At 70.8% G+C, this 14,962-nt stretch carries 13 protein-coding genes and 1 riboswitch; of the genes, 10 read left to right on the top strand and 3 right to left on the bottom strand.

Annotated features, from left to right (window positions below):
• Nucleotides 1–21: 21 nt before the first annotated feature.
• The 3 genes from ACIP98_RS01855 (at nucleotide 22) to ACIP98_RS01845 (ending at nucleotide 4,043) form a co-directional block, all read left to right on the top strand.
• A complete protein-coding gene (locus ACIP98_RS01855; protein ID WP_401973189.1) occupies nucleotides 22–3,165 on the top strand; it encodes a DUF3427 domain-containing protein in 3,144 nt (1,047 codons plus the stop codon).
• 144 nt (nucleotides 3,166–3,309) lie between these two features.
• Nucleotides 3,310–3,798, top strand: coding sequence for a hypothetical protein (locus tag ACIP98_RS01850; protein ID WP_319660309.1), 489 nt, complete (start codon nucleotides 3,310–3,312; stop codon nucleotides 3,796–3,798).
• A gap of 14 nt (nucleotides 3,799–3,812) precedes the next feature.
• Entirely contained in the window at nucleotides 3,813–4,043 is a 231-nt protein-coding gene (locus ACIP98_RS01845; protein WP_319660308.1) for a hypothetical protein, read from the top strand.
• Nucleotides 4,044–4,070: 27 nt separating this feature from the next.
• On the opposite strand, the gene ACIP98_RS01840 is transcribed toward ACIP98_RS01845, so the two are convergent.
• Complete coding sequence (locus ACIP98_RS01840; protein WP_319660307.1) at nucleotides 4,071–4,931, bottom strand: PfkB family carbohydrate kinase; 861 nt, start codon at nucleotides 4,929–4,931, stop codon at nucleotides 4,071–4,073.
• Between the two features lie 169 nt (nucleotides 4,932–5,100).
• On the opposite strand from ACIP98_RS01840, the gene ACIP98_RS01835 reads away from it, so the two are divergent.
• Both ACIP98_RS01835 and ACIP98_RS01830 read left to right on the top strand, forming a co-directional pair.
• On the top strand, nucleotides 5,101–5,862 hold the full coding sequence (locus ACIP98_RS01835) for a DUF6227 family protein (RefSeq protein ID WP_401973186.1): 762 nt from the start codon (nucleotides 5,101–5,103) through the stop codon (nucleotides 5,860–5,862).
• Nucleotides 5,863–5,976: 114 nt separating this feature from the next.
• Nucleotides 5,977–6,258, top strand: a complete 282-nt coding sequence (locus ACIP98_RS01830) for a hypothetical protein (RefSeq protein ID WP_401973185.1) — start codon at nucleotides 5,977–5,979, stop codon at nucleotides 6,256–6,258.
• An 89-nt stretch (nucleotides 6,259–6,347) separates the two neighbouring features.
• On the opposite strand, the gene ACIP98_RS01825 is transcribed toward ACIP98_RS01830, so the two are convergent.
• Entirely contained in the window at nucleotides 6,348–7,388 is a 1,041-nt protein-coding gene (locus ACIP98_RS01825) for a M23 family metallopeptidase (RefSeq protein ID WP_401973432.1), read from the bottom strand.
• Nucleotides 7,389–7,663: 275 nt separating this feature from the next.
• Nucleotides 7,664–7,803: riboswitch (cyclic di-AMP (ydaO/yuaA leader) on the bottom strand.
• 769 nt (nucleotides 7,804–8,572) lie between these two features.
• Here ACIP98_RS01825 and ACIP98_RS01820 point away from each other — a divergent pair.
• The 3 genes from ACIP98_RS01820 (at nucleotide 8,573) to ACIP98_RS01810 (ending at nucleotide 10,396) form a co-directional block, all read left to right on the top strand.
• The gene (locus ACIP98_RS01820) at nucleotides 8,573–8,743 is read left to right on the top strand and encodes a hypothetical protein (protein ID WP_401973183.1); all 171 of its coding nucleotides are present in this window, start codon (nucleotides 8,573–8,575) and stop codon (nucleotides 8,741–8,743) included.
• 35 nt (nucleotides 8,744–8,778) lie between these two features.
• A complete protein-coding gene (locus ACIP98_RS01815) occupies nucleotides 8,779–9,402 on the top strand; it encodes a hypothetical protein (RefSeq protein WP_401973182.1) in 624 nt (207 codons plus the stop codon).
• Nucleotides 9,403–9,508: 106 nt separating this feature from the next.
• Nucleotides 9,509–10,396 (top strand): helix-turn-helix transcriptional regulator, encoded by an 888-nt coding sequence (locus ACIP98_RS01810; protein WP_319660301.1) that lies wholly within the window; start codon nucleotides 9,509–9,511, stop codon nucleotides 10,394–10,396.
• Nucleotides 10,397–10,475: 79 nt separating this feature from the next.
• On the opposite strand, the gene ACIP98_RS01805 is transcribed toward ACIP98_RS01810, so the two are convergent.
• Nucleotides 10,476–12,920 carry an endonuclease/exonuclease/phosphatase family protein gene (locus tag ACIP98_RS01805; protein WP_401973180.1) on the bottom strand — a complete coding sequence of 815 codons (2,445 nt, stop codon included), beginning with the start codon at nucleotides 12,918–12,920 and terminating at the stop codon, nucleotides 10,476–10,478.
• A 223-nt stretch (nucleotides 12,921–13,143) separates the two neighbouring features.
• Here ACIP98_RS01805 and ACIP98_RS01800 point away from each other — a divergent pair, with 223 nt between their 5' ends.
• Nucleotides 13,144–14,193 (top strand): permease, encoded by a 1,050-nt coding sequence (locus tag ACIP98_RS01800; protein ID WP_401973430.1) that lies wholly within the window; start codon nucleotides 13,144–13,146, stop codon nucleotides 14,191–14,193.
• A complete protein-coding gene (locus ACIP98_RS01795; protein WP_401973179.1) occupies nucleotides 14,190–14,960 on the top strand; it encodes a TIGR03943 family putative permease subunit in 771 nt (256 codons plus the stop codon). Before ACIP98_RS01800 ends, ACIP98_RS01795 begins: the two co-directional genes overlap by 4 nt.
• The last annotated feature ends 2 nt before the right edge of the window (nucleotides 14,961–14,962 follow it).

The raw sequence follows: 14,962 nt of genomic DNA, 5'->3' as shown, positions 1-14,962 counted from the left end.
TGACGACATTCGGGGGGCCTTGTGACTGACGCGACTCATTCTGTGGATCCAGTGACGGGTCTCTACGAGCAGCTGATCACCGGCCAGCTCGAAGAGCGCATCCACACGCTGCGCGCGCAGGGCTGGACCGTGCACGATGAGGTCGTCGGTTCGCAGTCATCACCGCATGTGCTCTCCCGGCACATCGGAGGAGCGGTCGAGCGCGTCCTCAAGGACCTCAGTCCGGCCGAACAGATCGTGGCTGCCAATCTGATCCTCGAGTCGGTCTCCACGATCGATGGCACCCACCAGGGGAAGGAGTCAGTCGCGGAAGGTCCTCGGCAACTCCTTGCCGTGGCTCGGGAGGAAGCGGCCGGGGTCTACTCGGTCAGGCCCGCGACGCCGCTGTCGGAGACGGCACTGATCACCAACTCGCCCGAGGACCCCAGCCTTGGTTCCGAACTGCGGCACGAGCTGGCGACCGCCGATCGCATCGACCTGCTCTGCGCCTTCGTGAAGTGGCACGGGCTCCGGGTGCTGGAGCAGGCCCTCAAGGCAGCCCAAGCCCGCGGTGTGCGGATCCGCGTCATCACCACGACGTACATCGGCGCCACCGAACGCCGGGCCCTCGACCGGCTCGTGCGTGACTTCGATGCCGAGGTGAAAATCAACTACGAACTGCGCTCCACGCGGCTGCACGCCAAGGCCTGGCTCTTCCGGCGCGACACCGGCTACGACACGGCCTACGTAGGCAGTTCCAATCTCTCCAAGTCCGCCCTGCTGGACGGCCTCGAATGGAACGTCCGGCTCTCGTCCGTGGCTACGCCCGCGGTACTGAAGAAGTTCGAAGCCACCTTCGACTCCTACTGGAGCGAGCCGTCCTTCGAGACCTACGACCCGGACCAGCACGCCGCACGTCTCGACGAAGCCCTCCGGCGGGCCGCCGGCAACGGAAACCAGACATCGGGCAGTCGCGCCATCAGTCTGTCCGGGCTGGAAGTACGACCGTACCCACACCAGCGGGACATGCTGGAGCGGCTGCACGTCGAACGAGACGTCCACAGCCGCCACCGCAATCTCCTCGTGGCCGCAACGGGGACCGGCAAGACGGTCATGGCCGCGCTCGACTACAGAAACCTGCGCAAAGTGCTGGGCAGGGATGACCTCAAGCTGCTCTTCGTTGCACACCGGCAGGAGATCCTCGAGCAATCGCAGCGTACCTACCAGGACGTCCTGACGGACGCGAACTTCGGTGAACTGCTCGTCGGCGGCGAGATCCCGGAACACTGGACCCATGTCTTCGCCAGCGTCCAGTCCCTCAATGCGAAGGCGCTCGACAGGTTCGCGCCCGACCACTTCGACGTCGTCGTCATCGACGAGTTCCACCACGGGGTGTCGCCCACGTACCGCAAAATCGTGGATCACTTCACCCCCCTGGAATTGCTGGGCTTGACGGCCACACCGGAGCGCATGGACGGCCAAAACGTCCAGGACGCGTACTTCGACGGTCGCATCGCCGCCGAGATGCGGCTCTGGGAAGCGCTCGAGAACGACCTGCTGAGTCCGTTCCACTACTTCGGCATCACCGACAACACGGATATGACCGCCGTGACCTGGACGAACGGCACTTACGACCGGAACGGGCTGAACAATCTGTTCACCGGCAACGACGCACGTGCTCGACTCGTCGTCCGGGCCGTCAAGGACAAGATCGCCGACCCGGGTTCCATGCGGGCCTTGGGCTTCTGCGTCTCCGTCGCGCACGCCCACTTCATGGCTGAGTTCTTCTGCCGAGCGGGGCTCAACGCCAAGGCGCTCTCTGGGGAGACTCCTCGCGAGGAGCGGAGGGCGGCACTGAACGAGCTGAAGAACGGGACCGTTCAGATCCTATTCTCCGTCGACCTCTTCAATGAGGGGCTGGACATCCCGGACGTCGACACGCTCCTGCTGCTCCGCCCCACCTCCAGCGCGACGGTCTTCCTGCAGCAACTCGGCCGTGGCTTGCGGCGCAGCGAGGGCAAGGCCGTCCTGACCGTGCTCGACTTCATCGGCCAGCACCGCAAGGAGTTCCGCTTCGAGGAGCAGTTCCGGGCTCTGACGAACTTCACACGCAACCGATTGCTATCCAACATCGAGCATGACTTCCCGCAACTGCCGTCCGGCTGCCAGATCATCCTTGAGCCGAAGGCCAAGGAAGCCGTGATCAACAACATCCGTACGCAGATCAACGTCAACGTCGCCCAACTCGCTCGCGAAGTTAGCACCTACGCAGAACCCGCCCTCGCGGGCTATCTGGCTGAGAGCAGGCGCGAACTCAAGGAGATCTACCGTGGCGGCAACTCGTGGACCGGCCTCCTGCGCCGCAGCAAGCTGCTCGCCCCTGAACACCCCGAGGGTGAAGCCGCGCTCCTGAAGCGGGTCTCTGCCATCCTGCACGTCAACGACCCGGAGCGGGTCGCTGCTTACCAGCGCCTCTTGCGGGACGACGCTCCCCCGTACGGGGACCTCGACGAGCGCGGGCAGGCCTACGCGCGGATGCTCTTCTTCTCACTGTGGCCGCTCGGCAACGGATTCTCCGCTTACCAGGAGGGCTTCGACGCACTCCGGGTTCAGCCCGACCTGCGGAGCGAACTCCGCCAAGTCCTCTCCTACAACCTGGACCGCGCCGACCACGTTCCCGTCCCCCTGACGGGCCCGCACGCGCACCTGCCCCTGACCGTGCACGCCGGCTACAACCGCGCCGAGATCCTTTCCGCTCTCGGAGACGCAGCCCTGGGCGGCTCCCTGCCCGGACACTTCCAAGCGGGCGTGAAATGGTGCGAGGACATTCGGACAGACGCGCTATTCATCACTCTAGAGAAGGACGAGAAGGACTTCTCACCGCAGACGCGGTACAAGGACTACGCCATGAGCGAGGTCCGCTTCCACTGGGAATCGCAGAACGCGACCTCCAGTAGTTCACCTACCGGCCTGCGCTACCAGCGCCACCGTCAGATGGGGACACACGTCCTGCTCTTCCTCCGCCGCTACAACACGACCGACATCGGCGGACCGCAGCCTTGGATGCTTCTCGGCCCGGCCCAGTACCGGACGCACGAAGGCAGCAAACCCATGGCCATCCAATGGGAACTCCAGCACGAACTGCCCGCCGACGTGTGGACCTATTCCGCGCTCGCCGTCGGCTGATCTTGTTGCAGAACTACCGCTTGAAGGTTCCTGCACCACTCCCTGGGGCGACCTTGTGTCACCACCGTGCAACACGGCGTACCTCGTGATCCACTCCCCCCGTTTCCGGTGCATCCGCAGTTCAAGAGCATCGGAGGAGTCCCCATGGAGCGAGCGAACGTTGCAGCGCGGTATATCACGCAGGCGGCTCTTGCCGCGTCCACCGCCGTCGCCACCATCATCAGCTTTTCGGCACCGGCTTCGGCCACGGCCGTGGGGTACGGGAAGGTCGGAAGCTTCTGCTTCGACGTAAAGGGTCTGCAGCTCTGTGCTCCCGGAGCCACGATCGGTCACGTCATCAAGGGAAGCGGACGAACGATCACCCGCGAGGAAGCATCGGTGCAGGACATCCTCGGCGGCGACACCGGTGGTGGTAAGTGGTGCAACTGGCATATCGACTGGCGCTACTCGGATGCTGACGGGAAGACATACCTCATTCGGCCGGGTTCCATGCACCACTCGTGCACTTTCATGACGGCGGTAGGGCGTGTCGATGACTCTAGGCGGACGTTGAAGCACTACGGGAAAGCCTGCGCAGATTTCTTCGCCAGTGGCGAGAAGCGCGGGACCCAGTGCCACAACATCGTCGAATAAGAGGCGGAATCCCCATGACCGACAAGTCGTCCAACGCGCGCGTGAGTCGACTGCTGCGCTGGTTGCTGCTGGCCGGGCTGAGCTACATGTTTGCCATGTTCGTCGTGCTCGGCGGCCTGTCGCTGCTGCCCAAGCAGACGCAGATGTCCGTGTCCGAGTCGGCCGTCGGTTGGGCCGTCCTCGCAGTGGGCGCAGTGCTCTTCACCGTGGTCGCGAACAGGACGAGCGGTCGGGACAGGTCCTGATCCCCGAAGGTGGATACCACCCGTACCTCACGACCGCATCCATGCCCGCGTGCCGAAGGAGGCGCAGGAGCGGGAGGCGGTTGCCGCCGCGGAGCGGAGGGCGGTGGTGAGGAGGGCGGGGGTGAGGCGGGTGCGGACGTGGGTGAGGAGGGCGTGGGCGAGGGCGCCGTGGAAGATGTCGCCGGCGCCGAGGGTGTCGGCGACGGTCGTGGGGGCGGGGACGGGGACTTCGCCGTCGGCCCACAGGACCGGGAGGGGACCGCGGGTGACGATCGGCCAGGGGACGCCGGCGCCGCGGAGGTAGGCGAGGACGTCGGCGGGGGACGACGTGCCCGGGGGGCGGAAGTCGGCGGAGCAGACGGCGAGGTCGGTGTAGGGGAGCAGGGGCGCCGTGCCCGGGCGCCAGCTGCCGGCGTCGAGCAGGGTGGGGATGCCCGCGGCGCGGGCGTGGCGAACCGCAGGAAGGGCCAGGGCCGGGTGGTGGGCGTCGATCAGGACGAGGTCGGCGGAGGCGACGAGCGCTTCGAGGTCGTCCGGCGGCGTCGGTCGGGCCGATGCAGGGGAGGCGACGGCCCGGTCGCCGGTGGACTCGGTGACCAGGATCGTGGAGACGGCCGGCGGCTCCGGGGAGTCCGCGGTGAGGTTGAGGACGGCGACGCCGAGCGCCGCCAGGTCCTCGTCGATCGCCGCGGACAGCGGATGGCCGCCGAAGGCGGTGAGCAGGACGGCCTCGCCCCCGAGGTGGGCGAAGGTCGCCGCGGCGTTGGTGGCGGGCCCGCCGGCCGCGATGAGCTGGGCCGAGGCGGCCAGCTTCTCGTTGGGGGCCGGGACGTGGTCGACCCGCGTGATGACGTCGAGTGTGCAGAGGCCTACGAAGAGCGCGCGCATGGGCGCATAGTGGCATCGGGGGGTACGCCGCGGGGGCTGTCCCGTTTACGCGCCTCCTACGGGTAGGGGTGCACCATTTTTCCCGTACCCCCGACGCGGAGTGCTCACGGGCCACTACGCTGTGTGCCCAGCAATGGTGCGCGGGGAATGCCGTAAGCAGGAGGACCGCATGGGGAACGCGCGACCAGGTGGGGCAGGTCCGGCGGACGTCGAGGTGGTGCTGGCGCGGGCGCAGAACGCGTTCGAGATCGACGACGTCGTGCTGGGGCGGCTGGAGACCGCGCTGATGGGCTGCACGGAGCTGGCGTCCTTCCGCCAGCGCAAGGGGCCGCCGCGGCGGTTGAGCCGGCGCACGCTGCGCCACACGTTCCTGCTCGCGGACGGCGGCACCCAGGTGCTGTGGGAGATCGAGCACAACACCGGCCCCGGCGAGGACCCGCTGTACGAGGTGTACGCGGACCCCGACGTGCTCGTCGCCGCGCAGCATGTGATCGACCTGCGTTTCGGTGAGCCCGCGCCGCAGGAGCTGGAGGCCGAGGCCGCGGAGTGGCTGGCCCGGCTGCCGCGGGTCGGGGCGGAGCCGCTGCCCGGCCCGAGGCAGTACATGCGGGAGGACTCCGCGGAGCACGCCTGGCGGGTGCTGCGCCGTGCCGAGAACAGGGACGCGCCCGGCGACGACCTGCGCGCCCAGCTGGGTTCGGCGGTCGGTCACGACATCGCGTACGTCACCGGCCGGCACACCCGTATCGGGACCGGCCGCGTGGTGGGCTGGACGCTGTACGAGCACGCGTTCCTCCTCGCGAGCGGCGAGGAGCTCAGCCTGTGGGAGGTCGAGCACACCATGACGCCCGACGGGCGCCCGGTGTGCGAGGTCTACGCGGACGAGACGGTGGCCTGCGACGCGGCGGACGTACGCATGGAGGCGCTGTAGCGGATTTCCGGCCCCGCCCATGGTGCCGCGCGTCCCCGGGGCGCGCGGCGGCCTCCCGTTGCGGGCGCTCCGCAGCCGGGGGAAATTGGGCGTAGAGGGAAACGGGAGGTTCCCATGACGGTCCTGGCGGAGGTCGAGTTCCCGGGCGTGACGGCCCTGCAGTACGAGGAGGCCAATCACCGCGCCGGATTCGGCCCCGGCCATCCCCCCGCCGGGTTGCTGGCCCACGCCGCAGTGATCACCAACGACGGTCTGCGGATCGTGAACGTGTGGGACTCGGCGGAGGCGCTGGAGGCCTACCTGGTGATCATGATGCCCGCCGCCAAGGAGTCCGGGTTCCCGGAGCCGAGCGGGCCGCCGCGGATCTCGGAGCTCTACAACTTCCTCGTCCCGTAGGTCATCGGCCCGGAAACGACGGACCGGCGGCCTGGTGTCGGGGGTGTCACCAGGCCGCCGGGGTCCGTGCGCAGGGCGTCAGCTCGGGATCAGGGGTTCATGCCCATGCTGCGCAGCCACGGCATCGGGTCGATCGGGTCGCCGCCGCCGGGGCGGACCTCGATGTGCAGGTGCGGGCCGGTGACGTTGCCGGTCGCTCCGACGCGGCCGATGGTGTCGCCGGTGGAGACCTTGCCCGAGGTGACGAGCATCGAGGAGAGGTGGCAGTACCAGAGCTCGGTGCCGTCGTCGAGGGTCAGGATGATGCGGTAGCCGTACGAACCCGCCCAGCCGGCCGAGGTGATGGTGCCGCTGTGGATGGCCTTGGCCGGGGTGCCGGTCGGGGCGGCGAAGTCCTGGCCGGTGTGGGTGTTGGCCCACAGGGAGCTGGACTGCCCGAAGCTCGCAGTGAGGGTGTACGAGGTCAGCGGCAGGGTGTAGCTCTTGGCGAGCTCGGCCAGCCGGAGCGCCTCGGCCTTCTTCGCGGCCTCCTGGGCCGCCTTCTTCTTGGCCGCGGCCTTCTCGCGCACCTGCTGCGCGGCGGCGGCCTTGGCCGCCTTGGCGGCGGCCTGCTGCTGCGCGGCGGACCGCGCGGCCGCGTCGGCGGCGTTCCGCTGCTGCTGGGCCTGATCGAGGATCCGGCTGCGCAGCGCCTCGCCGGCGCCCGGGGTCAGGGCCTGGGCAACGGGCTTGGCGGTGGGCTGGCTGTCGAGCAGCGAGCCGAGCCCGGGCACCTTGTTCACCTCGGGCAGGTTGGGCAGGGAGACCGGGAGCGGGTTCTTGCCCTCGGCGGTCGCGACACCGCCGACGCCGAGCACGGCCACGGCCGCGACGCCGAAGACCGCCGAACCGCGGGACAGGGAGCGCTGCTTGGCGACCCGGTGCCGGCCACGGACGGGGGCGGTGGACTCCTCGGTGGGGTTCCACGGTTCGGCGGCCGGTTCCGGCTCGCCGAAGGGGGAGAAGGTCTGCGTGGTCTGCGCGGTGTACGCGTCGCGGGTGTCCGCCTCGTGGGCGGGGCCGGTCTCCGGCGCGTCGTACGCCCCGTCGACGAAGGCGGCGGCCTCGACCGCGCTGCGCGGCTCGGGCACGGGGGCGACCGGCTGGACGGGCGCGACCGGTTCGGCGACGGGGGCGGGGGCCGCGGCGAGTGCTTCCTCGACCCAGCCGGCGGCGAAGTTCCACTCCGCGGTGTCCCAGCCGTCTATCGCGTTCTTCGTCGGCGGAGTCTGCTCGGCGGCCGGGGGAGTCCAGCCGGCGGCCATGTTCCACTCGGCGGTGTCCCACTCGGGGTTGGTGTACCCGGTCCCTTGTCGCTGTTGTCCGGGTATCAGGGCAGGCTCGTTCGACGCCACGCGGGCGCACTCCTTTCCTTCCTTCTCGCCTACCGGGTTAGCTGACGGGTTCGGAGCAGGAAGGTCTCCTACGAGGACCGTGAAAGGCCCCCGATTCACCCCAGGAAGTGGTTCCCCGGTTCCCGCGGACGGGATTCGGCAAGCGCACGGCGCCGCCCTGGCGGGCGACGGGTGACCGCGCTGCGTTATCGAACGTTAATAGAGGCGGCACCCAATTCCAAGCCGCTTCGGCGAGTTCACAGCGGGAATCTATGCGGATGGAACGGGCATTTCTCCACATCCCACTGTGACTGCCGTGACCTACGGGAGATGTGAGTGTGCATCAGTCGTTATGCGGAAGGGAGTGCTCTGCTCACGAGGAGTGAGGGTCGCCCCGGACCCCGAGCGCCCAACACCCCCTCCCGGCGGGCGCCGAGACCCCGCGCCAGGTCCTCCGCGGTGCCGTCTGCCACGAGTCTGCGGTGCACTTCACGCCACTGGGCGCGGCCGAAAGCGGGTCGGCGGACGGCGGCCGCGGGGGCCGTGGCGGAGCGCGGTGCGCGCGACGGCGGGACACGGCGGACGGCGACAGCACGGAGGGCTTCGGCACCGCGGCCCCTCACGCACCCCCCGCACCACTCGACGGCGGGGTGAGGATCGTCACCCTTGACACCCGCGGCTGCCGCGTGCTGGCTTCGGGGCAGGTGCCGAAACCCAAGCGAAGCAGGGCAAGTCGGTCGCCCGGCGGGCCGCATGCTGATGCGCCGTCAACCGCAGGGCCTTCGAGGGGCCGTTGTCCCGGTCGCCGGCCACCGTCCCGCAGGGCGGCCCGGGGCGTACGGCCGGGAGCGGCGGGGAGCCCCCATGCCCCCTGTGCGACGGCCGCGAGGGTGCGTCATCATGCCCGAGTACGGCGGATTCGCCCGATCTTGGAGGCTGGCATGAAGCTGGGCAAGGCACTGGCCAAGGGCTACGCGGAGGAGACCGGCGAGGAGCCGGCCGGGGTCGCGAAGGAGATCGACGTCGCGACGGCCGTGACGGCCCGGACGGCCTCCGGCGCGGACGAGGCGGCCGTGGGGGAGCCCGAGAGCGCCGAGGCCGCGGTCCGGTGAGGTACGGGCGCCGCTTGCCGGAGGAGCGGCCGGCGGTGCCGCCGACCGGCTGGAAGCTGGCGTTCCCGATGCTCTCCGCGGACGGCACACGCGTCGGCTTCCGGGGCGTGTCCCTCGGCGGGCGCATCGTGTACGGCGTCCTGGACGACGCCCGGTGCGGCTACGGCAGGCGGCACGCCAGCCCCGCCAAGGGCTGTGACTGCGGCTTCTACTGCCTGCACACGGCAGCCGAGGCGCAGGCGCTGACCTGCGCCACGGACTGCGGTGACGCGGTGATCCTGCAGGTCGGGGTGCTGGGTGCGTACACCCGGTACGAACGCGGCATGCGCTACGCCCGGCAGCGGGTGCGCACCGTCCGTATGGCGGCCTGCCGCTGCGGCCGCCCGGCACGGGTCTTCGTGCGCGACGGGACGGGCCTGCCGGGCTGGCGCGGGCTCCAGGCCAACTGCCACGTCTGCGCGGCGGGCCTGAGGGTGCTGACCCCGGCGGAATTCGGCCGCCTCGCGGGCCCCGGCGTCAACGTCACCGGCGAGGCGCCGCACCCTGCCGACAGCACCCCTCCGCTCCGTCAGGAGCTCGCCGCCGAGGCCGCCGCCCTGCGCGCCCGCCTCGACCACTTCCAGGAACGCCTCCGCCGCCTGGAGGAGGGCGCCCAGTGACTCCTGAGGGGCTGCCCCGCCCCGCATCGGCGGCCCCGCGGGCCCGCGACCTGGGCGGGGACGCGGGGCCGGGCGGAGGTATGACCGGCCGCCCATACTGGAGGACATGGAGCACAACGCCGAGCTCAGGGAGTTCCTGCGGACCCGCAGGGCCCGGCTGAGCCCTCAGGACGCGGGGGTGGCGGTCAGCGGCACGGCGCGCCGGGTGCCGGGGCTGCGGCGGGAGGAACTGGCGCGGCTCGCCGGTGTGAGCACCGACTCCTACACCCGTTTGGAGCAGGGCCGGCACCAGAATGTCTCCGACGCGGTGCTGGACGCCGTGGCCCGGGCCCTGCGGCTGGACGCGGACGAACGGGCGAACCTCTTCGAGCTGGCGCGGCCGCGCCGCGCCGCCCGCCGACGCCCGCCGCACCGGCCGCAGCGGGTCCGGCCGGAGGTGCACCGCGTGCTGAATCTGCTGGACGGCCGCTCACCGGCCCTCGTACTGGGACGCCACGCCGACGTCCTGGCGTCCAACCGGCTGGCCCGGGCGCTGATCACCGACTTCGACGCGCTCCCGCACCGGGACCGCAATCTGGCGCGCTTCCTGTTCCTCGACGAGGCCGCGCGGGACCTGTACCGGCAGTGGGCGGCCTACGCCGCCGAACTCGTCGGCGCCCTGCGGGCACAGGCCGCGCGGTATCCCGACGACCCCGGCCTGACCGAGCTGGTCGGCGAACTGACGATAAAGAGCACGGAGTTCCGCGACTGGTGGGCCGACCAGGGCGTCCGGGAGCGGACCCACGGCGTCCAGCACTACCACCACCCGGTCGTCGGCGACCTGACGCTGGCCTACGAGAACGTCGTCTTCCCCGCCGACGCCGACCAGTCCATGTGCATCCACACCGCCGAGCCCGGCTCCTCCTCCGAGGCCGCGCTGCAGCTGCTGGCCACCTGGACCGGCGACGAGGCGCTCCGCAACGGCGTCCCGCACCACGAGCGCGACCACCGCTGACACGTCCGGTACGCGCAAGGGGGGCGGTGCCGGCCGGCACCGCCCCCCTTCCACGTGATCACACGACCGTCGGGGACCGTCAGTCGTCGGCCTGGGCGCCGCTCAGGCGCATCCGGACGATCTGCGGGTCGTGGTCGCTGGCCTGGTCGGCGAACTCGGCGTTGATGTGCACGACGTCGTAGTCGTAGCGCCGCAGGTCGGGACTGAGCAGGATGTGGTCGAGGGACTGGGAGTTGCCCTCGTACACGTAGGTGTAGCGCTGCTCGGCGGGGAGCGTGGTGAGCAGGTCGGTCAGCACACCGCCGGAGGTGAGCGTGGACAGGGCGTCGGAGAACTCGTAGTCGTTGAGGTCGCCGAGGACCACGACGCGCGCGTTCTTGTCGACGTCCAGCAGCGACTTCACGAACGAGTTGACCTCGGTGGCCTGCTGCTTGCGCTGCGCCTCGGAGGTGCGGTTGGGCTGCTGGTCCTTGCTGTGCAGGGGCTCGTCGCCGCCCTTGGAGTTGAAGTGGTTCGCGACGACGATGACCTGCTTGTCGTTGAACTCGAACTCGCCGACCAGCGGCTTGCGGCTGCTGGTCCACGCCGTGCTTGCCGGGTCGATCCGGCCGGGCGAGACCGAGAGCCGGACGCCCTTCTTGGTCGCGACCGGCGCGACCGCGGTGGAGGCGTCGCCGCCCGGGCGGTCCTTGAAGACCACGCGGTCGGGGTTGAAGAGGAAGACCTGACGGATGTTGCCGCCGGGCTCGCCGCCGTCGGTGTCGTTCGTCGGGTCGACCGAGCGCCAGTCGTAGCGCGGGCCGCCGGCGGCGACGATCGCGTCGATGAACTTGCGCACCGTCTGGTCGGCGGCCACGGTGCCGTCGTCGACGGCGCCGTTGTTGTCCTGGATCTCCTCCAGCGCCACGATGTCCGGCGAGGAGAGGTTGGTGACGACGCCCTCGGCGAGCCGCGCGAACTTGTCGGCCGGGTCGGAGGGGTCGAGGTTCTCCACGTTGTACGTGGCGACCGCGAGCTCGGCGTCCTTCTGCTTGCGGGTGACCTCGCGCTTCAGGCCCATGTCGACCCGGGTGCCCACGGTGGTGGCCTGGAGGTTGTAGCCGCCGTAGCTGTCGTAGTCGACGGGGCCGGTCGTGTCGCCGGTGAACGTGTCGCCGACGTTGGCGGCCGGGACCGGGGCGCCGCTGTTCAGCGACATCACCTTGATGCGGCCGGTGTTGGGCTGCGCGTAGGAGCCGTACACGGTGCCGCCGCGCTCGGAGGGGTTCTCGTTCGGCTTCAGCGTCAGCCACACCTCGCCGAACTCGTTGGTGCCGCCGACGACCCTGCCGCCGGTGAAGCGGGCGAGCTCGCCCTCGTGGGCCTCGTAGAAGTCCAGGGCGTAGACGTCGGGCTGCAGCGGCAGGTTCTCGATGCTGCCGCCGGCGGCGTCCGGCCCGTAGGTGTCCGGGATGGTGGTCTGGTCGAGGCGGACCGCGGCGGGCAGGGTGTTGCCGCTGGAGAGCACGGTGGCGGTCGGGCCGGTGATCTCGGTGACCGACTGCGAGCCGGTGCCGGGGTAGTACTCGGAGACCTTGCCGGTCACCAGCACCTTGTCGCCGACCGCGACGGTCGGGTTGGCCGAGCCGGTGTAGACGAAGACGGCCTCGCTGGTGCGCGGGTCGGTGTCGACGTCGGTCCCGGTGGACTGGATCCAGTAGCCCTTGGAGCCGGTGGTGCGCACGCCGGTGACGATGCCGGGCACGCCGGTGACGGTCTGGCCCTTGAGCGGGGAGACCCGGGTGGTGCCCTGGATGTCGTGGATGCGGGTGGTGCCGGGCTCCGTGGGGCCGCCGTCGCCCGGGTCGCCTCCGGGGCCGCCGGGGGTCTGGCCCGCCGTGTTGACCGGGCTCGGGGTGCCGGCGGTCAGGTCGGCCGCGTTGTTGTCGGTGTCGGCGAGGGAGGAGCCGCGCGACACGGAGGCGGTGTTGCTCGCGCCGGAGACCGGGCTGCCCTCGCGGACGGTGGCGGTGCCGTAGCCGACCACGTCGACGATGCGCGTGTCGGCGGCGCAGTCCGCGGCGCTGAGGCAGGTCAGCGGGGTGGTGCCGGAGACCAGGGCGATGGTGCCGGTGGTGCCGCTCATCGCGATGTTTCCGCTGGCGTCGGCGGCCGGGAGGGCGGTCGTACCGCCGGTGCCGGCGGCCTCGGAGACCAGGTAGCGGCCGCCGGGGGCGATGGACCCGGTCAGCGGCGTCACGCCCCACTTGGAGGAGGCGGAGGGCGAACCGGGCAGGTACTGCACGCTGTAGCCGGAGAGGTTGTACGCGGCCGTCCCGGCGTTCGCGAGCTCGACGAAGTCGTTCGTCAGCGTCGCACCCGAGTTGCCGCCACCGCCGTACACCTCGGCGACGACCGCGGACGAGGACGGGGCCGCGTGGGCGGCGGGCAGTCCGGTCAGGGCGACGGAAGTGGCGATTCCGGTCGATATCAGAGCGAATGCCGCGGTGCGGCTGCGGTTTCGGCTCGGTCTTGCGATCGGCACGAGGTTCTCCTTCAACGGCCGTCGGCCCGTCGGATTCGGGCCAACGTACGGCGGACTGCGTCAAGTTACGCGCGTAGAAAGGGGCAAGGCAAGAGAGTTCAGGTGAAATCTGGAAGTCGCCCCCCAATCCGATCACGTCGCTGAACGCACATACAGACATGCGAACATGGCGCGGTTGTTCGACGTACGGCACGACGTTTCCACCGCGGGGGGCACCTTGACGATGATCCCGACGGAGCACGCGGGCGGAGGAGGAGCCCTCCGGACCGAGCGGGACCGGCAGCCGCGCCGGGACCGCCGACGACGGAGGAGACCCCACGCCCGCGATCTCGAACTGCTCGTCGGCGGCATGCTCCTGGTGCTGGCCGCCCAGGGCCCGCTGGCCGGCCGCCTCGACGCGCCCTGGCTGCGCGCCTGGGCCTCGGTCTTCCTGGCCGTCTGCGTGCAGGCGCTGCCGTTCCTGGTGCTGGGCACCGTGATCTCGGCCGCCATCGCCGTCTACGTGCCGGCCTCCTTCCTGGAGCGGGCGTTACCGAAGCGGGAGGCGCTCGCGGTGCCCTTGGCCGGGGTCGCCGGGGCGGTGCTGCCGGGCTGCGAGTGCGCCTCGGTACCCGTCGCCGGGCGGCTGATGGCCCGCGGGGTGGCGCCCTCGGCGGCGCTCGCCTTCCTGCTGTCGGCGCCCGCCGTGAACCCCGTCGTGCTCACGGCGACCGCGGTCGCCTTCCCGGGCCGGCCCATGGTGGTCCTCGCGCGCTTCGCCGCCTCCCTGGCAACGGCCGCTGCCATGGGCTGGCTGTGGGCCCGCTTCGGACGGCCGGAATGGCTGCGCCCGAAGGCCCGTGGTGAACTGCCGGGCGGCACCGGGCGGGAGAGCCGTCGGCAGCGGTACCGGGAGACCCTGGAGCACGACTTCCTGCACGCGGGCGGCTGGCTCGTGGTCGGCGGGCTGACCGCAGCCACGCTCAATGTGCTGGTGCCGCGCGGCTTCCTGGAAGGCCTCGGCGGGGTGCCCGTGGTCTCCGTCCTCGTCATGGCGGTGCTCGCGGTGCTGCTCGCGGTCTGCTCCGAGGCCGACGCCTTTGTCGCGGCGAGCCTGACCGCCTTCCCCATGACGGCCCGGCTGGCCTTCATGGTCGTCGGCCCGATGGTCGACGTGAAGCTCTTCGCCCTGCAAACGGGCACCTTCGGTCGTGATTTCGCGTGGCGCTTCTCGGCGGCCACCTTGGTGACGGGAGTAGTGATGGCGTCGCTCGTGGGGTGGTGGCTGCTGTGACGCGCGAGACCAGAGCCCTGCTGCTCGTCCTCTTCGGCGCGTGCGTGCTGCGCATCTCCCTGCTCGGCACCTCCTACCTGCGGTACGTACGGGAGTCCATGCGGCCGTACCTGATCGCCTCCGGTCTGCTGCTGGTCGCCCTCGGGGTGACGGGTGTGGTCCTGGCCCTCCACGCGCAGCTGCGCGGCCGGGCCGCCCCGGGCGCCGGTGCGGACGGCGGGCAGGACGGGGGGACACCGGAACAGGGGCCGGCGCGGGACCACGCGCAGGTCGGACCCCGTAGCGCGTGGCTGCTGACCCTTCCCGTACTGGCCGTCCTCCTCATCGCGCCGCCCGCCCTGGGCTCGTACACCGCGCAGCGCTCGGAGAGCACCGCCGTCGAGCCGTCGCGCGCCGGCAACGCCGCCTTCCCCCCGCTCCCCGCGACGGACCCGCTGACGATGACCCTGGCCGACTTCACCGTGCGGGCGGTGTGGGACGACTCCGGGTCGCTGGCCGGACGGCGGGTGGTGCTCACCGGCTTCGCGACCCCGGCCAAGGGCGGCGGCTGGTACCTGACCCGGCTGACCATCAGCTGCTGCGCCGCGGACGCCCTCACGCACAAGGTCCTGATCCGCGGCACCACCTCGGCGCCCGCGGCGGACACCTGGCTGCGGGTCGAGGGCACATGGCACCCCAACGGGCAGACCGGGCGGGAGGACGCGATCCCCGCCCTCGACGCGAAGAAGGTGACCCGTGTGACGCAACCTCTCGACCCCTACGCGTAGTC

Source organism: Streptomyces sp. NPDC088354, assembly GCF_044753585.1.
In the GTDB taxonomy this organism is placed as follows: domain Bacteria; phylum Actinomycetota; class Actinomycetes; order Streptomycetales; family Streptomycetaceae; genus Actinacidiphila.
The sequence above is the reverse complement of the archived record's forward strand: the minus strand, read 5'-3'. Positions and strand labels throughout refer to the sequence as shown.

Coding starts and splice junctions, on each gene's coding strand:
- ACIP98_RS01850 (WP_319660309.1), top strand. CDS start 3,310: ATGGAGCGAGCGAACGTTGCAGCGCGGTATATCACGCAGGCGGCTCTT.
- ACIP98_RS01845 (WP_319660308.1), top strand. CDS start 3,813: ATGACCGACAAGTCGTCCAACGCGCGCGTGAGTCGACTGCTGCGCTGG.
- ACIP98_RS01840 (WP_319660307.1), bottom strand. CDS start 4,931: ATGCGCGCGCTCTTCGTAGGCCTCTGCACACTCGACGTCATCACGCGG.
- ACIP98_RS01835 (WP_401973186.1), top strand. CDS start 5,101: ATGGGGAACGCGCGACCAGGTGGGGCAGGTCCGGCGGACGTCGAGGTG.
- ACIP98_RS01830 (WP_401973185.1), top strand. CDS start 5,977: ATGACGGTCCTGGCGGAGGTCGAGTTCCCGGGCGTGACGGCCCTGCAG.
- ACIP98_RS01820 (WP_401973183.1), top strand. CDS start 8,573: ATGAAGCTGGGCAAGGCACTGGCCAAGGGCTACGCGGAGGAGACCGGC.
- ACIP98_RS01810 (WP_319660301.1), top strand. CDS start 9,509: ATGGAGCACAACGCCGAGCTCAGGGAGTTCCTGCGGACCCGCAGGGCC.
- ACIP98_RS01800 (WP_401973430.1), top strand. CDS start 13,144: ATGATCCCGACGGAGCACGCGGGCGGAGGAGGAGCCCTCCGGACCGAG.